The 22,838-nt window shown below is 61.7% G+C and carries 25 protein-coding genes; 14 read left to right on the top strand and 11 right to left on the bottom strand.

Going from position 1 to position 22,838, the window contains the following annotated elements; translation table 11 throughout:
* Positions 1 to 5 precede the first annotated feature (5 nt).
* The 9 genes from rapZ to KVO92_RS08705 all read right to left on the bottom strand — a co-directional run bounded on the left by rapZ (position 6) and on the right by KVO92_RS08705 (position 6,843).
* Positions 6 to 863 carry an RNase adapter RapZ gene (rapZ, locus tag KVO92_RS08745; protein WP_217475192.1) on the bottom strand — a complete coding sequence of 286 codons (858 nt, stop codon included), beginning with the start codon at positions 861 to 863 and terminating at the stop codon, positions 6 to 8.
* A gap of 123 nt (positions 864 to 986) precedes the next feature.
* The gene (ptsN, locus tag KVO92_RS08740; RefSeq protein ID WP_217475191.1) at positions 987 to 1,451 is read right to left on the bottom strand and encodes a PTS IIA-like nitrogen regulatory protein PtsN; all 465 of its coding nucleotides are present in this window, start codon (positions 1,449 to 1,451) and stop codon (positions 987 to 989) included.
* Positions 1,452 to 1,458: 7 nt separating this feature from the next.
* Positions 1,459 to 1,767 carry a ribosome hibernation-promoting factor, HPF/YfiA family gene (gene hpf, locus KVO92_RS08735; protein ID WP_021209350.1) on the bottom strand — a complete coding sequence of 103 codons (309 nt, stop codon included), beginning with the start codon at positions 1,765 to 1,767 and terminating at the stop codon, positions 1,459 to 1,461.
* Positions 1,768 to 1,848: 81 nt separating this feature from the next.
* Positions 1,849 to 3,357 carry an RNA polymerase factor sigma-54 gene (locus KVO92_RS08730; RefSeq protein ID WP_217475190.1) on the bottom strand — a complete coding sequence of 503 codons (1,509 nt, stop codon included), beginning with the start codon at positions 3,355 to 3,357 and terminating at the stop codon, positions 1,849 to 1,851.
* Positions 3,358 to 3,503: 146 nt separating this feature from the next.
* A complete protein-coding gene (gene lptB / locus KVO92_RS08725) occupies positions 3,504 to 4,229 on the bottom strand; it encodes an LPS export ABC transporter ATP-binding protein (RefSeq protein WP_217475189.1) in 726 nt (241 codons plus the stop codon).
* On the bottom strand, positions 4,229 to 4,777 hold the full coding sequence (gene lptA / locus KVO92_RS08720; RefSeq protein WP_217475188.1) for a lipopolysaccharide transport periplasmic protein LptA: 549 nt from the start codon (positions 4,775 to 4,777) through the stop codon (positions 4,229 to 4,231). Before lptA ends, lptB begins: the two co-directional genes overlap by 1 nt.
* Positions 4,764 to 5,336 (bottom strand): LPS export ABC transporter periplasmic protein LptC, encoded by a 573-nt coding sequence (gene lptC / locus KVO92_RS08715; RefSeq protein ID WP_217475187.1) that lies wholly within the window; start codon positions 5,334 to 5,336, stop codon positions 4,764 to 4,766. The genes lptA and lptC overlap by 14 nt, the downstream gene beginning before the upstream one ends.
* Positions 5,337 to 5,346: 10 nt before the next feature.
* On the bottom strand, positions 5,347 to 5,868 hold the full coding sequence (locus tag KVO92_RS08710; protein WP_217475186.1) for a KdsC family phosphatase: 522 nt from the start codon (positions 5,866 to 5,868) through the stop codon (positions 5,347 to 5,349).
* Positions 5,869 to 6,843: a KpsF/GutQ family sugar-phosphate isomerase gene (locus KVO92_RS08705; RefSeq protein ID WP_254621314.1), complete on the bottom strand. Its 975-nt coding sequence runs from the start codon at positions 6,841 to 6,843 to the stop codon at positions 5,869 to 5,871.
* A gap of 261 nt (positions 6,844 to 7,104) precedes the next feature.
* Here KVO92_RS08705 and KVO92_RS08700 point away from each other — a divergent pair, with 261 nt between their 5' ends.
* The 11 genes from KVO92_RS08700 to hisC all read left to right on the top strand — a co-directional run bounded on the left by KVO92_RS08700 (position 7,105) and on the right by hisC (position 15,674).
* On the top strand, positions 7,105 to 7,920 hold the full coding sequence (locus KVO92_RS08700; protein ID WP_217475184.1) for an ATP-binding cassette domain-containing protein: 816 nt from the start codon (positions 7,105 to 7,107) through the stop codon (positions 7,918 to 7,920).
* Positions 7,913 to 8,710: a lipid asymmetry maintenance ABC transporter permease subunit MlaE gene (gene mlaE, locus KVO92_RS08695; RefSeq protein WP_217475183.1), complete on the top strand. Its 798-nt coding sequence runs from the start codon at positions 7,913 to 7,915 to the stop codon at positions 8,708 to 8,710. The genes KVO92_RS08700 and mlaE overlap by 8 nt, the downstream gene beginning before the upstream one ends.
* On the top strand, positions 8,710 to 9,168 hold the full coding sequence (mlaD, locus tag KVO92_RS08690) for an outer membrane lipid asymmetry maintenance protein MlaD (protein ID WP_217475182.1): 459 nt from the start codon (positions 8,710 to 8,712) through the stop codon (positions 9,166 to 9,168). Before mlaE ends, mlaD begins: the two co-directional genes overlap by 1 nt.
* A gap of 11 nt (positions 9,169 to 9,179) precedes the next feature.
* The gene (locus tag KVO92_RS08685; protein WP_217475181.1) at positions 9,180 to 9,830 is read left to right on the top strand and encodes an MlaC/ttg2D family ABC transporter substrate-binding protein; all 651 of its coding nucleotides are present in this window, start codon (positions 9,180 to 9,182) and stop codon (positions 9,828 to 9,830) included.
* Complete coding sequence (locus tag KVO92_RS08680; RefSeq protein ID WP_217475180.1) at positions 9,823 to 10,149, top strand: STAS domain-containing protein; 327 nt, start codon at positions 9,823 to 9,825, stop codon at positions 10,147 to 10,149. The genes KVO92_RS08685 and KVO92_RS08680 overlap by 8 nt, the downstream gene beginning before the upstream one ends.
* Complete coding sequence (locus tag KVO92_RS08675) at positions 10,149 to 10,631, top strand: phosphate-starvation-inducible protein PsiE (protein WP_217475179.1); 483 nt, start codon at positions 10,149 to 10,151, stop codon at positions 10,629 to 10,631. The genes KVO92_RS08680 and KVO92_RS08675 overlap by 1 nt, the downstream gene beginning before the upstream one ends.
* Positions 10,632 to 10,727: 96 nt before the next feature.
* Entirely contained in the window at positions 10,728 to 10,967 is a 240-nt protein-coding gene (locus tag KVO92_RS08670) for a BolA family protein (RefSeq protein WP_217475178.1), read from the top strand.
* A 100-nt stretch (positions 10,968 to 11,067) separates the two neighbouring features.
* Positions 11,068 to 12,333: a UDP-N-acetylglucosamine 1-carboxyvinyltransferase gene (gene murA / locus KVO92_RS08665; protein WP_217475177.1), complete on the top strand. Its 1,266-nt coding sequence runs from the start codon at positions 11,068 to 11,070 to the stop codon at positions 12,331 to 12,333.
* 114 nt (positions 12,334 to 12,447) lie between these two features.
* On the top strand, positions 12,448 to 13,077 hold the full coding sequence (gene hisG, locus KVO92_RS08660; RefSeq protein ID WP_217475176.1) for an ATP phosphoribosyltransferase: 630 nt from the start codon (positions 12,448 to 12,450) through the stop codon (positions 13,075 to 13,077).
* 119 nt (positions 13,078 to 13,196) lie between these two features.
* Positions 13,197 to 14,504 carry a histidinol dehydrogenase gene (gene hisD / locus KVO92_RS08655; RefSeq protein WP_217475175.1) on the top strand — a complete coding sequence of 436 codons (1,308 nt, stop codon included), beginning with the start codon at positions 13,197 to 13,199 and terminating at the stop codon, positions 14,502 to 14,504.
* Between the two features lie 114 nt (positions 14,505 to 14,618).
* Positions 14,619 to 15,674 (top strand): histidinol-phosphate transaminase, encoded by a 1,056-nt coding sequence (hisC, locus tag KVO92_RS08650; protein ID WP_217475174.1) that lies wholly within the window; start codon positions 14,619 to 14,621, stop codon positions 15,672 to 15,674.
* Positions 15,675 to 15,816: 142 nt separating this feature from the next.
* On the opposite strand, the gene algW is transcribed toward hisC, so the two are convergent.
* The gene (algW, locus tag KVO92_RS08645) at positions 15,817 to 16,974 is read right to left on the bottom strand and encodes a Do family serine endopeptidase AlgW (RefSeq protein WP_217475173.1); all 1,158 of its coding nucleotides are present in this window, start codon (positions 16,972 to 16,974) and stop codon (positions 15,817 to 15,819) included.
* A gap of 204 nt (positions 16,975 to 17,178) precedes the next feature.
* On the opposite strand from algW, the gene KVO92_RS08640 reads away from it, so the two are divergent.
* The 3 genes from KVO92_RS08640 (at position 17,179) to cysN (ending at position 20,940) form a co-directional block, all read left to right on the top strand.
* Positions 17,179 to 17,937: a Nif3-like dinuclear metal center hexameric protein gene (locus tag KVO92_RS08640; RefSeq protein ID WP_217475172.1), complete on the top strand. Its 759-nt coding sequence runs from the start codon at positions 17,179 to 17,181 to the stop codon at positions 17,935 to 17,937.
* Positions 17,938 to 18,112: 175 nt separating this feature from the next.
* Positions 18,113 to 19,030, top strand: a complete 918-nt coding sequence (gene cysD / locus KVO92_RS08635) for a sulfate adenylyltransferase subunit CysD (protein ID WP_217475171.1) — start codon at positions 18,113 to 18,115, stop codon at positions 19,028 to 19,030.
* Between the two features lie 11 nt (positions 19,031 to 19,041).
* Positions 19,042 to 20,940 (top strand): sulfate adenylyltransferase subunit CysN, encoded by a 1,899-nt coding sequence (cysN, locus tag KVO92_RS08630; protein ID WP_217475170.1) that lies wholly within the window; start codon positions 19,042 to 19,044, stop codon positions 20,938 to 20,940.
* A 996-nt stretch (positions 20,941 to 21,936) separates the two neighbouring features.
* Here cysN and KVO92_RS08625 read toward each other — a convergent pair.
* The gene (locus KVO92_RS08625; protein ID WP_217475169.1) at positions 21,937 to 22,485 is read right to left on the bottom strand and encodes an REP-associated tyrosine transposase; all 549 of its coding nucleotides are present in this window, start codon (positions 22,483 to 22,485) and stop codon (positions 21,937 to 21,939) included.
* Positions 22,486 to 22,838 lie beyond the last annotated feature (353 nt).

The following is a 22,838-nucleotide window of genomic DNA, read 5'->3' as shown; positions in this document are numbered from 1 at the left end:
CATTCCTAAGCCAGGTCGCGATGGCGAACCTGGACGTTCTTCAAGGGTTCGCGCAGCGCCTGGCCCAGCCGCTCGGCCAGGTAAACCGAGCGATGATGCCCACCGGTGCAGCCGATGGCTACGGTGACGTAGGCGCGATTACTGGCGGCGAAGCGCGGGAGCCATTTGCTCAGGTAGGCGAGAATGTCCTGAAACATCTCTTCGACATCCGCCTGCGCCGCCAGGTAGTCGATCACCGGCTGGTCGAGCCCGGAAAAGTCTCGCAGGTCGGCCTTCCAGTACGGATTGGGCAGGCAGCGCACGTCGAACACCAGGTCGGCGTCTACCGGCATGCCGCGCTTGAAGCCAAAGGATTCGAAGAGAAAGGCGGTGCCGGGCTCTGGTTGGTTCAGCAGGCGCAGCTTCAAGGTGTCACGCAGCTGATAGAGGTTCAGGTGCGTCGTGTCGATCTTCAGGTCGGCGTGATCGATGATCGGTGCCAGCAGCAGTTCTTCGTCGCGGATCGCTTCGGCCAACGAGCGGTTCTGGTTGGTCAGCGGGTGCCGACGGCGGGTTTCCGAGAAGCGCTTGAGCAGCGTCTCGTCCGCCGCATCGAGGTACAGGACATCGCACTGGATATAACGGGCGCGAACGTCCTCGAGCAGTTCAGGGAAGCGCTTGAGCTGGCTGGGCAGGTTGCGTGCATCGATGGACACGGCCACCTGCGGCTGCAGCAGCTCGGTGTGGAGCAGTGCGCGCTCCGCCAGCTCCGGCAGCAGGCCCGCGGGCAGGTTGTCGATGCAGTAGAAACCGTTGTCTTCGAGCACGTCGAGCGCCGTGCTCTTGCCTGACCCGGAACGGCCGCTAACGATGATCAGACGCATCGAGGCAGGCTACGGAACGGGGCGCCGGCTCGAAGTCCTTGCCGAGGGCAGCGCCGATGGGGCGATTGTTGACTGCTTGAAACCACGTCTCTTTCCTCACTCAGCCCGGCACGGACCGCTGTGCTAGTGGCCGCTCTGAATATCGACGACGGTTTGATACAGATCCTGTCCCGTGCTGGCCCGACGCAGACGTTCACGAACGTCCTCGCGGTCCAACATGCTGGCGATCTGACGAAGCAGCTCGAGGTGCTCGTCGGTGGCCGCTTCCGGCACCAGCAATACGAACAGCAGATCGACCGGGGCGCCGTCGATCGCATCGAAATCCACGGGGACGTCAAGCCGCAGCACCGCACTCAGCGGCGAGGTACAACCCGGCATACGGCAGTGCGGGATGGCGATTCCATTACCGAAGCCGGTCGAGCCTAGTTTTTCGCGGGCGATGAAGCTTTCGAAGATGGTTTGCGAGTCCAGGTCGGGGAGATCGCGGCCCAGCACTCTGGCGATCTGTTCCAGGACGCGTTTCTTACTGCCGCCCGGGACGTTCACCAGGGAACGTCCGGGGGTCAGGATGTTTTCGATTCGGATCATGATTGGGTCAGCGAGCGAGGGCGCCCTGGTTATGGTCGAGCTGTTTTTCTTTGTGCTTGATGAGCTGACGGTCGAGTTTGTCGACGAGCAGGTCGATGGCTGCGTACATGTCGCCGTGCTCGGCGTTGGCGACGACTTCGCGCCCGGCTACATGCAGGGCGGCTTCGGCCTTCTGCTTGAGTTTTTCGACTTGCAGGATCACCTGGACGGCAATGATACGGTCGAAATGACGTTCCAGTCGGTCAAATTTCTCCTCAACGTAGTCGCGCAGGGCATCGGTAATTTCCAGGTGAAGGCCAGTGATGTTGACTTGCATACTGCATCTCCTTTTTGCCACATGCGGATCGGCGGGGCAGGGCACCCGCCACCGGAAGAAATCAACCAGGTCGCCGGATAGCTACATCAACCGCTTGCGTTCGCTGGACGGTGCGATACCGAGTGATTCGCGGTACTTGGCGACGGTGCGACGTGCAACTTGAATACCTTGTGCCTCCAGTAAACCAGCGATCTTGCTGTCGCTCAATGGCTTTTTGGCGTTTTCCGCGGCCACCAGCTTCTTGATGATGGCGCGTATCGCGGTCGACGAGCATTCGCCTCCTTCGGCGGTGCTGACGTGGCTGGAGAAGAAGTATTTCAGCTCATAGATGCCGCGGGGGGTGTGCATGTATTTCTGCGTCGTGACCCGTGAGATCGTCGATTCGTGCATGCCGACAGCCTCGGCGATATCGTGCAGCACCAGCGGTTTCATCGCTTCGTCGCCATGCTCGAAGAAGCCACGCTGGTGTTCGACGATCTGTGTGGCGACCTTCATCAGCGTTTCGTTGCGGCTGAGCAGGCTCTTGATGAACCAGCGCGCTTCCTGCAACTGGTTGCGCATGAAAGTATTGTCGGCACTGGAGTCGGCGCGCTTGACGAAGCCGGCATATTGCGGATTCACCCGCAGACGTGGCATCGCCTCCTGGTTCAGTTCGACCAGCCAGCGGCCATTGTGCTTGCGCACGATCACATCGGGAACGACGTACTCCGGCTCGCCGGCTTCGATCTGCGAGCCGGGCCTTGGATTGAGTGTTTGAATCAGGTCGATGACCTGGCGCAGCTCATCTTCCTTGAGCTTCATGCGGCGCATCAGCAGGCTGTAGTCGCGGCCACCGAGGATGTCCAGGTGATCGCTCACCAGGCGCATCGCCTCGTTCAGCCATGGCGTCCGTTCGGGGAGCTGGCGAAGCTGTAGCAGCAGGCACTCGCGCAAGTCTCGTGCCCCGATGCCGGCTGGTTCGAACTGCTGGATGCGGCGCAGGACGACTTCGATCTCGTCGAGCTCGATCTCGAGTTCGGGATCGAACGACTCGAGGACCTCTTCGAGGGTTTCGTCCAGATAACCCTGCGGATTGATGCAGTCGATCAGGGTGGTTGCGATGAGGCGGTCGGTGTCGCTCATCGGCGCGAGGTTGAGCTGCCAGAGCAGGTGACTTTGCAGGCTTTCCCCCGAGGATGTGCGGGTGGTGAAATCCCATTCATCGTCGTCGCTGCTGGGCAGGCTGCTGGCGCTGGTCTGATAGATGTCTTCCCAGGCGGTATCCACCGGCAGCTCGTTGGGAATGCGCTCGCCCCACTCGCCTTCTTCGAGGTTCTCGACCGTGTTGATCGGTTCTTCGAAGTGATTGTCGGGTTCGCTTTGCTCGCTCTGCGGGCTTTCCGCCTTCCTTTCGATCGACTCGGCCATCGGATCGGAGTTGTCGAAGTCATCTCCGTCTTCTTCGCGTTCGAGCATCGGGTTGGAGTCCAGCGCTTCCTGGATCTCCTGCTGGAGGTCGAGCGTGGATAGCTGGAGCAATCGTATGGCTTGTTGCAGCTGCGGTGTCATCGTCAGCTGCTGGCCCATCTTCAGGACTAGCGATGGTTTCATGGCAGAGGACTTCGAACCTTGTTTGCCGGCGCAACCGCGCCTGTTCCGATTCACTGGCGCCGGGGCGCCCGCATAAGCAAATTATATGCCTGCCAACGAAGTGTTTGCCTAGCCCCTAACCACGCTGTCGGCGGAAAAGATTGGGATCAGAGCCGGAATTCGTGTCCGAGGTACACATCCTTCACCAACTGATTGGCCAGGACCGTCTCGGCATCGCCTTCAGCGATCAACTGGCCGTCGTTGACGATGTAGGCGGTTTCGCAGATGTCCAGTGTCTCGCGGACGTTGTGATCGGTGATCAGCACGCCGATGCCCTTGGCCTTGAGGTGATGGATGATCTGCTTGATGTCGCCGACCGAGATCGGGTCGACGCCGGCGAAGGGTTCGTCGAGCAAGATGAATTTGGGCGCAGTGGCCAGCGCGCGCGCGATTTCGACACGCCGACGTTCGCCGCCCGAGAGGCTCATGCCCAGGCTGTCGCGAATGTGATGGATGTGGAATTCCTGTAACAGACCTTCCAGGGCCTGCTGGCGGCCGCTGCGATCCAGGTCCTTGCGAGTCTCCAGAATCGCCATGATGTTGTCGGTCACCGACAGCTTGCGAAAGATCGAGGCTTCCTGCGGCAGGTAACCGATACCGGCTCGGGCCCGGCCGTGCATGGGCAGGTGGGTGACGTCCTGCTCGTCGATCAGCACGCGCCCCTGATCCGCCTTCACCAGGCCGACGATCATGTAGAAGCAGGTGGTCTTACCGGCTCCGTTGGGTCCGAGCAGGCCGACGATCTGTCCACTCTCGATAGACAGGCTGACATCGCGTACGACCTGGCGGGTCTTGTAGCTTTTCGCCAGATGCTGGGCCTTGAGGATTGCCATCAGTTTTCCTGCTCGGTAGCCGGCTGATCCTTCTTGCGCGGCTGGATGACCATGTCCACGCGTGGGCGCGGCGTCGTGATATCGGCATTGCTGGCGCGGCCGGCATTGACGATCTGTCGTTGGGTGTCATAGACGATCTTCTCGCCTTCGAAGGTATTACCTTCCTGAACGACCTTGGCCTGGTCGATCAGCACGATGCGCTCGTTCGCCGCGAAGTACTGGATGGTCAGGCCGTAGGCCTTGACGATTTCCTTGTCCACCGCCGGCTTCTGTTCGTAGTACGCCGGCTTGCCGATGGAGGTGAATACCTCGACATCGCCGTTCTTGTTCTGGGTAATGGTGACGGTGTCACCGGTGATCTTCATGGTGCCCTGGGTGATCACGACGTCGCCACGATAGACGGCCACGCCCTGTCGGTCGTCCAGTTCGGCGGTGTCGGCCTGGACGCGAATTGGCTGATTTCGGTCTTCCGGGAGCGCATGGGCGTACGAGCCGAGCAGCGCGATGCTCAGGCCGATCAGGTAGGGGATTGTCTTAACGCAGCTCATGCTGGCCTCTTACTTTGGATAGCAGGAGCATCCTGCCTTCATCTAGGTACGCTTTCATGCCCGTGGCGGTCGTGACGCCGTTTGCGGCGACGATTCTAACGGGTTGCCGGGTTTCGGCATAATCCTTCTCGGGAAACACCGTCATTCGGCTGCTGGTGATGACGGTCGGGCGCCCCTTGGCGTCCTGGCGCTCGACCTTGACGTTGTCGATCAGCTCGACCTCTTGCCCTTGAGGGCCGACTTTGCCGCGCTCGCTGGTGACATGCCAGGGCAGATCGGTGCCTCGGTAGGCATGCAGGTCGGGGCGGGTCAGCAGGCTGACGTCGCTGGCCTTGATGTGTTCGACCTTTTCGGCGAAGAGCTCGTAGTTGCGCTTGCCGTCCGGTTGGTACTGCACGGTGCGCGAATTGACGACGTAGAAATCGATCGGCGACTCGTCAGCCTGCGTCACGGGCGCCTCCTGCATGAAGCTCTCGGGGCGGATGTTCCAGTAACCGATCGCGACCAGCAGCAGCGCTACCAGCAGCAGGACGGCAGAAAGGCGGAATCGGCTCAGCATGGAGAAACCTCTAAAGGTAGGCGGCCTGAGCGGCTTCGAGGTTGCCTTGGGCGCGCATGATCAGTTCGCAGAATTCACGTGCCGCGCCGTCGCCGCCGCGGGCAGCGGTAACGCCATGCGCATGCTGACGGACGAACGCGTCGGCGCTGGCCACGGCCATGCCGAGGCCGACACGACGAATCACCGGCAGGTCAGGCAGATCGTCACCCAGATAGGCGACTTCAGCGTAGTCGAGGCCCAGCTCAGCGAGCAATTCATCGAGTACCACGAGTTTATCTTCGCGCCCCTGATAGAGGTGCTGAATGCCCAGGTTCTGCGCGCGACGCTCCACCACTGGCGTCTTGCGTCCGCTGATGATCGCCGTGCGCACGCCCGAGTTGATCAGCATCTTGATGCCGTGACCATCGAGGGTGTTGAAGGTCTTGAATTCGCTACCATCGACCAGAAAATACAGCTTGCCGTCCGTGAGCACGCCGTCGACGTCGAAAATGGCCAGGCGGACGTCACGGGCGCGGCGCAATAGATCATTCATTTACATCACTCCCGCACGCAGCAGATCGTGCATGTTCAGCGCGCCGATCGGGCGGTCGTTTTCATCGACTACCACCAGCGCGTTGATCTTGTTGTCTTCCATGATTTTCAACGCCTCGGCGGCGAGCATGTCGGCGTTGGCGGTCTTGCCGTGGACGGTCATGACCTGATCGATGCTGGCTTGGCGGACATCGATGCCTTTGTCGAGGGTTCGGCGCAGATCGCCATCGGTGAAGATGCCGGCCAGGCTTCCGTCCGCCTCGACCACCGCTGTCATGCCGAGACCCTTCTGGGTCATTTCCAGCAAGGCGTCGCGCAGGGACGTGCCTCGCTTGACCAGGGGCAGGCGTTCGCCAGCGTGCATGACATGTTCGACCTTGAGCAGCAGGCGCCGGCCCAGCGCGCCGCCTGGATGGGAAAAGGCGAAATCTTCAGCGGTAAAGCCCCGCGCTTCGAGCAGGGCGATCGCCAGCGCATCGCCTAGCACCAGGCTGACGGTGGTCGAAGAGGTGGGGGCGAGGTTCAACGGGCAGGCCTCGACGGCCACGCTGGCGTCGAGGTTGACCGCCGCGGCTTTGGCCAGCACAGAGTCGCGATTGCCGGTCATGCTGATCAAAGTGATCCCGAGGCGCTTGATCAACGGCAGCAGCGTGACGATTTCGCTGGTGGTTCCGGAGTTGGACAAGGCCAGCACCACGTCGTCTCGGGTGATCATGCCCATGTCGCCGTGACTGGCTTCGGCCGGGTGGACAAAGAAGGCGGCGGTGCCTGTACTGGCCAGCGTGGCGGCGATCTTGTTGCCGATGTGTCCGGATTTGCCCATGCCGACCACGACGACGCGGCCTTTGCAGTGGAGAATGAGTTCGCATGCCTTGACGAATTGCGCGTCGATGCGGCTCTTGAGCTGCTCGACCGCGTCAATTTCCATGGCGATCGTACGCAGGGCCGTTTCGATCAGCTGATTGCTCTGACTCATGTTCACGTCATCGCCTGAATGAAAACGCGGGATTATAACGGCAAACCCGATAGGGCTCACCGAAAAAGCGTTCGACCCAATCATCGATGCCGGAACTGAACCGAAGCTGAACAAATGTGCGCTCGCTCATGCCTCGATACAGGCGGTTGCTTGGGAGGCCTTCTGCGCGGTGCTATAGTTCGCGCCGCCAAAACGGCTCTGCGAAGTACCTCCGCGCGTTCGGAGGGCGTCTGATTCGCAGGCTGTATCCAAGGAGAACCGATGAGCGCCGCTAACGCTAACGCCGTCGAGCTGAAGGGCGTCACCTTCATGCGCGGGGAGCGGAGCATTTTCAACAACATCGATATCGTCATACCGCGAGGCAAGGTGACGGCCATCATGGGCCCATCCGGCTGCGGTAAGACCACGCTGTTGCGGTTGATCGCCGCTCAGCTGAGGCCTGATCGCGGCGAGGTGTGGGTGGCTGGCACCAATCTGCCGACACTGTCGCGCCGCGAGCTGTTCGATATGCGCAAGCAGATGGGCGTGCTGTTCCAGAGTGGCGCCTTGTTCACCGACCTGGATGTCTTCGAAAACGTCGCGTTTCCGCTCAGGGTGCATACCAAGCTGCCGGAAGAGATGATCCGCGACATCGTCCTGATGAAGCTGCAGGCGGTGGGGTTGCGCGGCGCCGTCGAGCTGATGCCCGATGAGCTGTCCGGCGGCATGAAGCGTCGCGTGGCGCTGGCGCGAGCGATTGCGCTCGATCCGCAGATTCTCATGTACGACGAGCCCTTTGCCGGGCAGGACCCGATCGCGATGGGGGTGCTGGTGCAATTGATCCGTTTGCTCAACGATGCCCTGGGGATCACCAGTATCGTGGTCTCTCACGATCTGGCGGAAACCGCGAGCATCGCCGATTACATCTATGTGGTCGGCGATGGGCAGGTGCTCGGGCAGGGCACGCCGGCCGAGCTGCGTGAATCGAGCAATCCGCGCATCCAGCAGTTCATGAAGGGTGCGGCGGATGGTCCGGTGCCTTTCCATTTCCCCGCACCGGCCTACGCCGAGGATCTGCTGCGAGGTCCCGATGCGTAAGCGTTCATTGATCGAGCGAATCCGGATGCTTGGTGAGGCCGGAATCAACGTGGTCGCGGCGCAGGGACGTGCGACCCTGTTCCTTTTCCATGCGCTGTTCGGCCCCAGCGGGCTGAGCAATCGTTTCGCGCTGTTGGTGCGCCAGCTCTACTCGGTCGGCGTGCTGTCGCTGGCGATCGTGGTGGTCTCCGGTATTTTTATCGGCATGGTGTTGGCACTGCAGGGCTACAGCATTCTCAGCAGCTACGGCTCGGAGCAGGCGGTGGGGCAAATGGTCGCCCTGACGCTGTTGCGTGAACTCGGGCCTGTGGTTACCGCGTTGCTGTTTGCTGGGCGGGCCGGGTCTGCGCTGGCAGCCGAAATTGGCAACATGAAATCCACCGAGCAGTTGTCCAGCCTGGAGATGATCGGTGTCGATCCACTGAAATACATCATCGCGCCACGTCTCTGGGCGGGCTTCATATCCCTGCCGTTGCTGACCGTGATCTTCAACGTGGTCGGCATCTGGGGCGGCGCGATGGTGGCGGTGGATTGGCTGGGCGTCTATGAGGGCTCGTTCTGGGCCAACATGCAAAACAGCGTTACCTTCACCTCGGATGTGCTCAACGGTGTCATCAAGAGCCTGGTGTTTGCGCTCGTGGTCACCTGGATCGCAGTGTTCCAGGGCTACGATTGCGAGCCGACATCCGAAGGAATCAGCCGCGCGACCACGCGGACCGTGGTGTACGCCTCGCTGGCGGTACTCGGTCTCGACTTTATTCTGACCGCCTTGATGTTTGGAGATTTTTGATGCGTATCCGCACCCTTGAAATCGGTGTTGGCCTATTCCTCCTGGCGGGCCTTCTGGCGCTGCTGCTGTTGTCGCTACGGGTCAGTGGGCTGAACGTCGATAGCAGCGATACCTACAAGCTGTACGCCTATTTCGACAATATCGCCGGATTGAGTGTCCGATCCAAAGTGACGATGGCGGGTGTGACCATCGGTAAGGTGACAGCAATCGATCTGGACCGCGAGAGCTACACCGGACGCGTCACGCTGGAAATCCAGAAGGACATCGACATCCTGCCGGTCGACTCCACCGCGTCGATTCTGACGGCTGGCCTGCTCGGCGAGAAATACGTCGGCATCAGCGTGGGCGGCGAAGAGGAAACCCTGGGCGACGGCGATACGATTCGCGACACTCAGTCGTCGCTGGTGCTGGAGGAGCTGATCGGCAAGTTCCTGCTCAATTCGGTCAATAAAGAATGAGGACTATCCACATGATGACTGTTCTGCGTCGCGGCCTGCTGGTGCTGCTGGCTGCCTTGCCCATGCTGGCCGTAGCGGCGCCAAGCGCCCATGAAGTGATTCAGAAGACCACTGACGAGCTGCTCGCCGACCTCAAGGCTAACAAGGAGCAGTATCGGCAGGACCCGAACGCCTTTTACGATTCGCTCAACGATATTCTCGGTCCGGTGGTGGACGCCGAGGGGATCTCGCGCAGCATCATGACGGTCAAGTATTCGCGTAAGGCCAGCCCTCAGCAGATGACGCGCTTTCAGGAAAACTTCAAGCGCAGCCTCATGCAGTTCTACGGCAATGCCTTGCTGGAATACAACAACCAGCAGATCCGCGTATTGCCGGCCAGTGGCAAGCAGGACGCCGAGCGCACCAGCGTCGGCATGGAAGTGACTGGCCGCCAGGGTGAGATCTATCCGGTGTCCTACACGATGGTCAATCAGGCCGGTGAGTGGCGGGTGCGCAACGTGATCATCAATGGCATCAACATCGGCAAGCTGTTCCGCGACCAGTTCGCTGACGCCATGCAGAAGAATGGCGGTGACCTGGACAAGACCATCGACGGCTGGGCCGAAGTGGTCGCGCGGGCCAAGGATACCGAGGCGGGCCAGCAGGCGGCGGGCGATGAGTGAGGCGTCTGTCCAGCGCGGTGCCGGCGGTGAATTGCGGCTTTCGGGCGTGCTCGACTACCAAACCGGACCGACCCTGCGTCGTGCCGGCCAGGAGCTGATTCGCAAGGACGATGCTGCGCGAGTCGTGATCGATTGCAGCGCCGTGGTGAAGTCCAGCAGCGTCGGGCTTTCATTGTTGCTGGCCTTTACCCGTGATGCCCTGGCGGCGGGTCGTGAGGTGCTTATTGTCGGGATGCCCGGGGACATGCGAGAAATCGCCCGGGTGTCCGGCCTGCTGGACGTCCTCGCATTGACGGACGAAACACAAGGAGCTGTCTGATGTTGCTGCGATGGGCTGAATCGACGCGAGCCAAGGTTCATCTGCTGGCGGAATCGCTGGGTAATCTGTTGGTCGAGACGTTTCACTACCTGTCGCTGTTTGCCATTGGCGCCATCACCGCATGGGCCGGGCTGCTGACCTTTCTTGACATGCTCGGCAAGGGCAGCATCAGCGTCGATGACATCCTGTTGCTGTTCATCTATCTCGAGCTCGGTGCCATGGTCGGCATCTACTTCAAGACCAACCACATGCCGGTGCGCTTCCTGATCTACGTGGCGATCACCGCGCTGACCCGGCTGCTGATTTCCGACGTTTCGCACCATCACGCTCCGGACATGGGCATCGTCTATATTTCCGGAGCGATCCTGTTGCTGGCGCTGGCCATCCTGGTGGTGCGCTTCGCTTCGTCTCGTTTCCCTGCCGTTTCGGCTCCTGGTCGGCACCTGCCGCGTCGCGATAGCGATGCCGAAGTCCTCGATTGAGGTGTTCGTCAGGCGGGGCGGGTTCGGGGTTCGCAGCCTCTGGGCTTTTTTGTATGATGGCCGGCCGCGCGCGTCCGGCGCCGATCGAGGTTGAACATGCAGGCCGTAGAAGTTAAGAATTTCCTGGAAGAGAAACTTCCGGGTGCCCAGGTGGAAGTCGAAGGCGAAGGCTGCAACTTCCAGTTGAACGTGATCAGCGATGAGCTGGCCGGGTTGAGTCCGGTCAAACGTCAGCAGCAGATCTATGCTCATCTGAACCCATGGATCGCCGATGGCAGCATCCACGCCGTGACGATGAAGTTCTTCAGCCGGGCCGACTGGCTTGCGCGAAGCTGATCGCCGGTCGCGGCAGATATCTTTCAGCCGGTGCGCGGCCTGACCGCGTGCATGGCACCTCTTCGCCAGTGCTTCGAGCCTGCAGGTTACGGGAACATTCATGGATAAATTGATCATCACCGGCGGTGCTCGCCTCAACGGCGAGATTCGCATTTCCGGTGCCAAGAACTCGGCTCTGCCTATTCTGGCTGCGACGCTGCTGGCCGATACACCGGTTACCGTCTGCAACCTGCCGCACCTGCACGACATTACCACCATGATCGAGCTGTTCGGTCGCATGGGGGTGCAGCCGGTCATCGATGAAAAACTCAGTGTCGAAGTCGACGCCAGCAGTATCCAGACCCTGGTCGCGCCGTATGAGCTGGTCAAGACCATGCGCGCTTCGATCCTGGTGCTCGGGCCGATGGTGGCGCGTTTCGGCGAAGCCGAGGTTGCGTTGCCGGGTGGCTGCGCCATCGGTTCGCGTCCGGTCGACCTGCATATTCGCGGGCTCGAGGCGATGGGCGCGCAGATCGATGTCGAGGGAGGCTATATCAAGGCGCGCGCGCCGGCAGGGGGCTTGCGCGGAGCGCACTTCTTCTTCGATATCGTCAGCGTGACCGGCACCGAGAACATCATGATGGCGGCGGCCCTGGCCAATGGCCGCAGCGTGCTGGAAAACGCCGCGCGCGAGCCGGAGGTGGTCGACCTGGCCAACTTCCTCAACGCCATGGGCGCGCAGATTTCCGGCGCGGGCACCGACACCATCGTCATCGACGGGGTGAAGCGGCTGGGCGGCGGTCGCTACAGCGTAATGCCCGACCGCATCGAGACGGGCACCTATCTGGTGGCCGCGGCGGCAACCGGCGGTCGGGTGAAGCTCAAGGATACCGACGCCACCTTGCTCGAGGCGGTGTTGCACAAGCTCGAAGAGGCCGGTGCCCATATCGATACCGGTAGCAACTGGATCGAACTGGACATGAAGGGCAATCGCCCCAAAGCGGTGAACGTCCGCACCGCGCCGTACCCGGCTTTCCCGACGGACATGCAGGCCCAGTTCATTGCCATGAACGCGGTCGCCGAGGGCACCGGTACGGTGATCGAGACGGTGTTCGAGAATCGCTTCATGCACGTCTACGAAATGAATCGCATGGGCTCGCAGATTCTCGTCGAAGGCAATACGGCGATCGTCACCGGCGTGCCGAAGCTCAAGGGAGCGCCGGTCATGGCGACCGACCTCCGTGCATCGGCCAGCCTGGTGATCGCAGGCCTGGTAGCCGAAGGCGACACGCTCATCGACCGTATCTATCACATCGACCGCGGTTACGAGTGCATCGAGGAGAAGCTGCAGTTGCTGGGCGCCAAGATCCGCCGCGTGCCGGGCTAACATCGGCAAGCGTCACAGCCGCCTGCGTCGCGCCGGCGGCTGAGCCCAGATCGGCGCCTGGTCGCCAAGCCTGCGCCAAGGTCGCCAACAACAGGCTTCAAGGAATAACCGTCCATGCTCACCATTGCCCTGTCCAAAGGCCGTATCCTCGACGACACCCTGCCGCTGCTGGCGGCAGCTGGGATCGTTCCTACCGAGAATCCGGAAAAAAGCCGCAAGCTGATCATCCCCACCACCCAGGATGACGTCCGCCTGCTGATCGTGCGTGCCACTGACGTGCCGACTTACGTCGAGCATGGCGCCGCCGATCTCGGCGTGGCCGGCAAGGACGTGCTGATGGAATACGGCGGCCAGGGGCTCTATGAGCCGCTGGACCTGAAAATCGCCAACTGCAAGCTGATGACTGCCGGCAAGGTGGGTGCGCCCGAGCCTAAGGGGCGCCTGCGGGTCGCGACCAAGTTCGTCAACGTCGCCAAGCGCTACTACGCCGAGCAAGGTCGTCAGGTCGATATCATCAAGCTCTACGGCTCCATGGAACTGGCGCCTCTGGTAGGCCTGGCCGACAAGATCATCGACGTCGTCGACACCGGTAACACGTTGCGGGCCAACGGTCTGGAGCCGCAGGAACTGATCGCCATGATCAGCTCGCGACTGGTGGTCAACAAGGCCTCGATGAAAATGCAGCATGCGCGTATCCAATCGTTGATCGACGCCTTGCAAAGCGCCGTGGAACACCAGGCCTAACTTTCGTCGGGCATCCGGTTTGCCTAGCTGTCATTGCCCAAATACTCAGGTGCCCGGGCGGTTGGCTTGTTAATCTAGGGGCGCCCGAAAACCAGCACGTATCTCTCATGAGGCCCGCTATGACCACTCCCATCGACATTCGCCGACTCAATGCCGCTGATTCAGAGTTCTCGAGACATCTGGATCATCTGCTGAGCTGGGAAAGCGTGTCCGATGACGGGGTGAACCAGCGTGTACTGGAAATCATCCAGGCCGTGCGTCAGCGCGGCGATGCTGCTTTGGTCGAGCTGACACAGCGATTCGACGGCCTCGACGTGGCGTCCATGGCTGATCTGATCCTGCCGCGTGAGCGCCTCGAGTTGGCGCTCGAGCGCATCACCGCCGCTCAGCGCCAGGCGCTGGAGGCCGCGGCGGAGCGGGTCCGCGTCTATCACGAGCGCCAGAAGCAGGACTCATGGACCTACACCGAAGCCGACGGCACGGTGCTGGGCCAGAAAGTCACACCGCTCGATCGCGCAGGGCTTTACGTGCCCGGCGGCAAGGCGTCGTACCCGTCTTCGGTTCTGATGAACGCCATTCCCGCCAAGGTCGCCGGCGTACCGGAAGTGGTCATGGTGGTCCCCACGCCGCGTGGCGAGGTCAACGAACTGGTGTTGGCGGCGGCCTGCATCGCCGGTGTCGATCGAGTCTTCACCATCGGCGGTGCCCAGGCGGTCGCCGCGCTTGCCTACGGTACCGAAAGCGTGCCGCCGGTGGACAAGATCGTCGGGCCGGGCAATATCTATGTCGCCACGGCCAAGCGCCACGTGTTCGGCAAGGTTGGGATCGACATGATCGCCGGCCCTTCGGAAATCCTGGTGGTTTGCGACGGCCAGACCGACCCCGACTGGATCGCCATGGACCTGTTCTCCCAGGCCGAGCACGACGAAGACGCTCAGTCCATCCTCGTCAGCCCCGATGCTGCATTTCTCGACCGGGTGGCCGAGAGCATTGCGCGTCTGTTGCCTAGCCTCGAGCGCAGCGATATCGCCCGCGCCTCGCTGCAGGGTCGCGGCGCGCTGATTCAGGTGGCCGACATGCAGCAGGCTGTGGATGTCGCCAATCGCATTGCCCCCGAACACCTCGAGCTGTCCGTGGCTGATCCCGAGCAATGGCTGCCGCACATTCGCCACGCGGGCGCGATCTTCATGGGGCGCTACACCGCCGAGGCACTGGGCGACTATTGCGCCGGGCCCAACCACGTCCTGCCCACGTCCGGCACGGCACGTTTCTCGTCGCCGTTGGGGGTGTACGACTTCCAGAAGCGCTCCTCGATCATCAATTGCTCGGCCGAAGGTGCCTCCGAACTGGGCAAGATCGCGTCAGTGCTGGCCCGTGGCGAATCCCTCACCGCGCACGCGCGCAGTGCCGAGTACCGGATCAAGTAAGTCGTCAGGTGGAAAACGGCCGCAGGCCTTGTCCACCTGACGTCACGTGGTGGAAAACGCTTCGCGGTTTTCCACCCTACGGCAAACCGACCACATTCGAGGAGAGAAGGGCGGATGAGCAGATTCTGGAGCCCCTTCGTCAAGGACCTGGTGCCCTATGTGCCGGGAGAGCAGCCGAAGCTGGCCAAACTGGTCAAACTCAACACCAACGAGAACCCCTATGGCCCCTCGCCAAGGGCCATCGCGGCGATGCAGGCTGAACTAGGCGATAGTTTACGGCTGTATCCGGACCCCAACGGCGAGCGCCTCAAGCGCGCAGTCGCCGATTATTACGGCGTGCAGCCAGCGCAGGTATTCGTCGGCAATGGGTCCGACGAGGTCCTTGCCCATGCCTTTCATGGGCTCTTCCAGCATGGCAAGCCACTGCTGTTTCCGGACGTGACGTACAGCTTTTATCCGGTTTATTGCGGTTTGTATGGCATCACGTACGAGGCGATCGCATTGGACGATCGCTTCCAGATCGACGTGGCCGATTATGCCCGTCCGAACGGCGGCATCATCTTCCCCAATCCCAATGCGCCGACGGGTTGCCTGCTGGCGCTGGATGCAATTGAGCGGTTGCTGCAGGCCAATCCGGATTCCGTCGTGCTGGTCGATGAAGCCTATATCGATTTCGGTGGCACCTCGGCCATTGCGCTGGTGGATCGTTACGCGAATCTGCTGGTCACCCAGACCCTGTCGAAATCGCGTTCGTTGGCAGGGTTGCGGGTCGGTCTGGCGGTAGGTCACCCAGACCTGATCGAAGCGCTGGAGCGCATCAAGAACAGCTTCAACTCCTACCCGCTGGATCGCATCGCCATCGCAGGTGCGAGCGCGGCGTTCGAGGACCGCGAGTACTTCGAGCAGACCTGCAGCCAGGTGATCGCCAGTCGCGAAACGGTGGTCGCGGCCATGCAGGCGCTGGGTTTCGAGGTGCTGCCATCGGCCGCGAACTTCATCTTCGCTCGCCATCGGCAACAGGATGCTGCGCGCCTGGCAGCCAGCCTGCGTGAGCAGGGCATCATCGTGCGGCACTTCAAGCAGCCGCGCATCGATCAGTTCCTGCGCATCACCATCGGGGCACCGGAACAAAACCAGGCATTGCTGGACGCATTGAAGGGGCTCTGCTAACGGCGCGCCGCTCACGGCGAAGCGCAATTCGCTGTGCGCTCAGTGCAGCAAAGGCTTCGCCGCGACGGCCTATCGGCGAGGCGTTGGGCGATGTCACGCGAAAGGCCCGCACCAGCGCAACTGCTCTGGGCGGGCTCAGGTGTTATTGAGGCGTCTTCTCTACCAGCGGCCGCATGCCGACCTCGGCGGTTAGCGTCAGCGGCTTGCCGTTACGCAGGATGTCGATATCGATCTTGTCGCCAGGTTGCACGCGTGCGACCTGGTTCATCGAGCTACGGCCATCGCTGGCTGGCTTGCCGTCGATGCTGAGAATCAGGTCGCCCGGCAGCAGGCCGGCACGTTCAGCCGGGCCATCGCGATAGACGCCGGCGACGACAATCCCGCCTCGGCCCGCTTGGCCAAACGATTCCGCCAGTTCCGGCGTCAGCGACTGCACTTCCACGCCGAGCCAGCCGCGAATCACCTGGCCGTGTTCGACGATGGATCGCATCACATCCATGGCCAGCTTGACCGGAATCGCGAAGCCGATGCCCTGTGAGCCGCCCGACTCGGAGATGATCGCTGTGTTGATGCCAATCAGATGGCCTGCGGTATCGACGAGTGCGCCGCCCGAGTTGCCGCGGTTGATTGCGGCATCCGTCTGGATGAAATCTTCGTAGGTGTTGAGGCCCAGCTGGTTGCGGCCTGTGGCGCTGATGATGCCCATCGTCACGGTCTGGCCTACGCCGAACGGATTACCGATCGCCAGCGTCACGTCGCCGATGCGGATGCCATCCGAGCGGCCAATGGTAATGGCCGGCAGATCGGCAAGGTCGATCTTCAGTACGGCAAGATCGGTCTCCGGATCGCTGCCGATAACCCGGGCGAGGGTTTCTCTCCCGTCACGCAAGGCCACGACGATCTGCTCGGCGTTTGCCGTGACGTGGTTGTTGGTCAGCAGATAGCCTTCCGGGCTCATGATCACCGCTGAGCCCAGGCTCGACTCCATGCGGCGCTGGCGGGGCAGGTTGTCGCCATAGAACCGACGGAACAGCGGGTCATCCTTGAGCGCTGGTGGCTGGCTCGAGTTATCGATGACCTTGGTGGTGTAGAGATTCGCCACCGCGGGCGCTGCGCTGCTCACGGCGTTGGCGTAGGAGTAGGGGCCCTGCTGCGGTATGCCGACCAAGGGGGCTTGTTGCAGGCGGTATTCCGGCTCGCTGCTCAGGCCCACCAGGTGTGGGTAACGCTGCATGATCAGCAGGGCCACCAGCAAGCCCACGAGCAACGGCCAGCCAAGGAAACGCAGGGCATTGATCATCGCGATTGAGAGTCCGGATAGGTTGCGAAGGGCTATAGCGCCCCTTAAGGTGGCGGCATTATACGAAGCTGGCGACGAATTGCAGCCTTGCCGGTGGGGAATCTGCGACACCGTCGGCTGCACCCGAACGACGGCCGCGGCACAGCGGCGATCGGTCGTCCCGCCATTGCCCGACACCGTTTTTTCTCGTAGAGGATATTTTGCATGGCCGTTGCGCTGAGTGCCCTGGTCCAAGAGGCCGATCGCTATCTGAATACCGCCAAGATCGCCGATTACTGCCCGAACGGATTACAAGTGCAGGGCAAGGCGCAGGTCAGTCGCATCGTCAGTGGCGTAACGGCCAGCCAGGCGCTGCTCGATGCTGCGGTGGAGGCGAAAGCCGATGTAGTGCTGGTGCATCATGGTTACTTCTGGAAGAACGAGGACCCGCGTGTCGTCGGTATCAAGCAACGCCGGCTGAAGACCCTTCTGGCAAACGACATCAGTCTGCTCGCTTATCACCTGCCGCTCGATGTGCACCCCGAGGTGGGCAACAACGTCCAGCTGGCACGCAGGCTCGGCTTGCTCGTCGAGGGGCCGCTGGAGCCTGACAACCCGCGTTCGGTCGGTCTCGTTGGTTCGCTCGAAACGCCGCTTGCGCCGGCTGAGTTCATGCAGCGGGTACAGGCGGTGCTCGGGCGTGAACCGCTGATGATCGAAGGTCGCGGCCCCATCGGGCGTATCGCCTGGTGCACGGGTGGCGCCCAGGGCTATATCGATCAGGCTGTCGCGGCGGGCGTGGATGCCTATCTGACCGGAGAGGTGTCGGAGCCCACCGTGCACATTGCCCGCGAAAACGGCTTGAGTTTCTTTGCGGCCGGCCACCATGCCACCGAGCGTTACGGCGTCCAAGCACTCGGCGACTACCTGGCGAAGCGCTTCGCCGTCGAGCACCTCTTCATCGACTGCCCCAACCCGGCCTGACGCCAATGGATGAACGCAGACGCAGGCGTCCAGCAGGACGCTAGCGCACTGTTGCGTCGGCATAAAGCTAGAGCATTTAGATCTAAAAGGCGCCCTGATTAGAATTTTGTGCCGTGGTAAAGTTGCGCCTCGTTCCGGCCGTGCCGGCCGTCCACCTGCAAATTCGTGAGTAGCCATGGTCGACAAACTGACGCATCTGAAACAGCTGGAGGCGGAAAGCATCCACATCATCCGTGAGGTGGCCGCCGAATTCGACAACCCGGTGATGCTCTATTCCATCGGCAAGGACTCGGCCGTGATGCTGCACCTGGCCCGCAAGGCCTTCTTTCCCGGTCGCCTGCCGTTCCCAGTGATGCACGTCGATACCCGTTGGAAGTTCCAGGAGATGTACCGCTTCCGCGAGAAGATGGTCAACGAAATGGATCTGGATCTGATCACTCACATCAATCCGGACGGCGTTGCGCAGAACATCAACCCCTTTACCCATGGCAGTGCCAAGCACACCGACATCATGAAGACCGAGGGCCTCAAGCAGGCGCTCGACAAGCACGGTTTCGATGCGGCCTTCGGCGGTGCGCGGCGTGACGAAGAGAAATCGCGAGCCAAAGAGCGCGTGTATTCGTTCCGCGACAGCAAGCACCGCTGGGATCCGAAGAACCAGCGCCCGGAGCTGTGGAACGTCTACAACGGCAACGTGAAGAAGGGCGAGTCGATCCGCGTCTTCCCGCTGTCGAACTGGACCGAGCTGGATATCTGGCAGTACATCTATCTGGAACAGATCCCGATCGTGCCGCTGTACTTCGCCGCCGAGCGCGAAGTCATCGAGAAGAACGGCACCCTGATCATGATCGACGACGAGCGCATCCTCGAGCACCTCAGTGATGAGGAAAAGGCGCGTATCGAGAAGCGCATGGTTCGCTTCCGCACCCTGGGCTGCTACCCACTGACGGGCGCCGTTGAATCCACCGCGACGACCTTGCCGGAAATCATCCAGGAGATGCTCCTGACCCGCACCTCCGAACGCCAGGGCCGCGTCATCGATCACGATGCCGCAGGGTCGATGGAAGAAAAGAAACGCCAGGGTTACTTCTAAGGATTACGCATATGTCTCATCAGTCTGATTTGATCAGCGAGGACATCCTCGCGTACCTGGCCCAGCACGAACGCAAAGAGCTGCTGCGCTTCCTGACCTGCGGTAATGTCGACGACGGTAAGAGCACCCTGATCGGGCGTTTGCTGCACGACTCCAAGATGATCTACGAAGATCACCTCGAGGCGATCACCCGCGACTCGAAAAAATCCGGCACCACGGGCGATGACGTCGACCTGGCGCTGCTGGTCGACGGGCTGCAGGCCGAGCGCGAGCAAGGCATTACCATCGATGTAGCCTACCGCTATTTCTCCACCGCCAAGCGCAAGTTCATCATCGCCGACACGCCCGGCCACGAGCAGTACACGCGCAACATGGCGACCGGTGCCTCGACCTGCGACCTTGCGATCATCCTGGTCGATGCACGCTATGGTGTGCAGACGCAGACCAAGCGCCACAGCTTCATCACGTCGCTGCTGGGCATCAAGCACATCGTCGTCGCCATCAACAAGATGGACCTGATGGGCTTTGATCAGTCCGTGTTCGAAAAGATCAAGGCTGACTACCTGGCCTTTGCCGAGCGCATCGAGCTGCAACCGACGTCCTTGCACTTCGTGCCGATGTCGGCGCTCAAGGGCGACAACGTGGTCAACCGCTCCGAGCGTGCGCCCTGGTACGAAGGGCAGTCGCTGATGGAGATCCTCGAAAGCGTCGAGATCGCCGGCGATCGCAACTTCGATGACCTGCGCTTCGCGGTGCAATACGTCAACCGCCCCAACCTCAACTTCCGCGGCTTTGCCGGCACGCTCGCCAGCGGCGTGGTACGTAAGGGGGACGAAGTCGTGGTGCTGCCGTCGGGCAAGCGCAGCACGGTCAAATCCATCGTCACCTTTGATGGCGAGCTGGAGCAGGCCACGCCAGGCGAGGCGATCACGTTGACGCTGGAAGACGAGATCGACGTATCGCGTGGCGACATGCTGGTGCATGCCGACAACCAGCCGCGTATCGCCGACAGCTTCGACGCCATGCTGGTGTGGATGGCCGAAGAGCCGATGCTGCCGGGCAAGAAATACGACATCAAGCGGGCCACCAGCTACGTACCGGGCTCCATCGCCAGCATCACCCACCGCGTGGATGTAAACACCCTGGAGCATGGCCCGGCCAGCAGTCTGCAGCTCAACGAAATCGGCCGCGTGAAAGTCAGCCTCGACGCGCCGATCGCGCTCGATGGCTACGTGCAGAATCGCACCACTGGCGCCTTCATCATCATTGATCGCCTTACCAACGGTACCGTCGGCGCCGGCATGATCATCGCTGATCCGGTCGCGCACGGCGCATCTGGCCATCATGGCGCGCTGGCGCACGTTTCCACCGAAGAGCGCGCGACGCGCTTCGGCCAGCAGCCGGCGACCGTCTTGTTCACCGGTCTTTCTGGCGCTGGCAAGAGCACGCTAGCCTATGCGGTCGAGCGCAAGCTCTTCGACATGGGGCGCGCGGTCTATGTGCTGGATGGACAGAACCTGCGTCACGACCTGAACAAGGGCTTGCCGCAGGACCGTGCGGGTCGTACCGAAAACTGGCGCCGCGCCGCCCACGTGGCGCGCCAGTTCAACGAGGCGGGGCTGATCACCCTCGCGGCTTTCGTCGCGCCGGATGCCGAAGGCCGCGAGCAGGCCAAGGCGCTGATCGGGGCCGATCGGGCCATCACCGTCTACGTCCAGGCTTCCCCGCAGGCCTGCCAGCAACGTGACCCGCAGGGTTTGTACGCAGCCGGTGGCGATAATATCCCGGGCGAGTCCTTCCCCTACGACGTGCCGGGCAATGCCGATCTGGTGATTGATACCGAATCGCTGACGGTAGAAGAGGGCGCCAAGCAGGTGATCGAGCTGCTGCGCAAGCGTGGCGCGATCTAAGCGAGCCGTTCGTTGATGCGAAAACGCCCTGCCAATGTAGGGCGTTTTTGTTTGGGCTGACTTGCCGTCCAAACAACGTAGGTTGGATTAGGCGAAGGCGTAATCCGACGGTCGCGAAGTGCGTGCAGGTGCGGTGTTGATCGATCGATGCGCCACACCCGGTAACGACGGAAGCGCCTTCGGCGATTCCATCCTACGAAAGCAGCACCGTGCCGGCCGGGTAGGTTGGATTAGCCGCAGGCGTAATCCGACGGTCGCGAAGTGCGTGCGGGTGCGGTGTTGATCGATCGATGAACGACGGAAGCGCCTTCGGCGATTCCATCCTACGAAAGCGGCACCGTGCCGGGCCGGGTAGGTTGGATTGGCCGCAGGCGTAATCCGACGCTCGCGAGGTGCGTGCGGGTGCGGTGTTGATCGATCGATGCGCCACACGCGGTAACGACGGAAGCGCCTTCGGCGATTCCATCCTACGAAAGCAGCACCGTGCCGGCCGGGTAGGTTGAATTAGCCGCAGGCGTAATCCGACGCTCGCGAGGGTGCGCGCATGCAGGTGCGGTGTCTGGCCGATCAATGTGACCACGCGCGGTGAACGACGGAAGCGCCTTCGGCGATTCCATTCTACGAAAGCAGCACCATGCCGTGCCGGGTAGGTTGGATTAGCCGAAGGCGTAATCCGACGGTCGCGAGGGATGCGCGCATGCAGGTGCGGTGTCTGGCCGATCAATGTGACCACGCGCGGTAAACGACGGAAGCGCCTTCGGCGATTCCATCCTACGAAAGCAGCACCGTGCCGGCCGGGTAGGTTGGATTAGCCGAAGGCGTAATCCGACGGTCGCGAGGTGCGTGCGGGTGCGGTGTCTGGCCGATCAATGTGACGACGCGCGGTGAACGACGGAAGCGTCTTCGGCGATTCCATCCTACGAAAGCAGCACCATGCCGGCCGGGCCGGGCCGGGCCGGGTAGGTTGGATTGGCCGCAGGCGTAATCTGACGGAGATTACGGGGCGCGAAACCCACGCTCCGCTCCAGGGATGAGAAGCGACGGATCGCCCGCCCAATCAGCTGGATAAAGTCCGGCACGCACATCACGATGAAAGCTCGAATAAGGCCAGTCGCGTACGCGCCGAACCAGGCCATGCTTGAGCGGATTCACATAGACGTAATCGACATGCCGGCGGAAGTCGTGTTCGTCACGGATCATGTGCTCCCAGTAACGACGTTGCCAGACACCACGCTCGCCTCGCTGCAGGCGCACCGCCGACCGGTGCTCGTCATAAGGCAAGGCGCGGCAGAAGAACGTCTTGATCAAGCGCCAACGCAGCGAGTAGTCCGCATCACCTGGCGGCAGTGTCCAGACGCAATGCATATGCTCGGGCAGCACCACCCAGGCATCGATGGTAAAGGGATGGCGCCGATGCACACGCCGGACCGACGCTCGGAGCAGATCGATATGGCGGAGCAGCAAATCATTACCGCGACGCTGCAAAAGATTGACGGTGAAAAACCAGCTCGCTCCTGGAGCGAGGGCTCGACGATAATTGGGCATCCTTGCCTCCGGCGTTGCATTTGCTGGAAGTTTAGGCGAGACCAATCGCCGTTGGTGCGGCCTATTCGTGATAAACGACAAGCTGCAAACCGATGCGCAGGCGATGTAGGTTGGATTGGCCGCAGGCGTAATCCGACGCTCGCGAGGGGTGCGCGCATGCAGGTGCGGTGTCTGGCCGATCGCTGTGCCCACACGCGGTAACGACGGAAGCGCCTTCGGCGATTCCATCCTACGAAAGCAGCACCGTGCCGGCCGGGTAGGTTGGATTGGCCGCAGGCGTAATCCGACGCTCGCGAGGTGCGTGCGGGTGCGGTGTCTGGCCGATCAATGTGACCACGCGCGGTGAACGACGG

The sequence above is a fragment of the Stutzerimonas stutzeri genome, assembly GCF_019090095.1.
Taxonomy (GTDB): domain Bacteria; phylum Pseudomonadota; class Gammaproteobacteria; order Pseudomonadales; family Pseudomonadaceae; genus Stutzerimonas; species Stutzerimonas stutzeri_AN.
The sequence above is the reverse complement of the archived record's forward strand: the minus strand, read 5'-3'. Positions and strand labels throughout refer to the sequence as shown.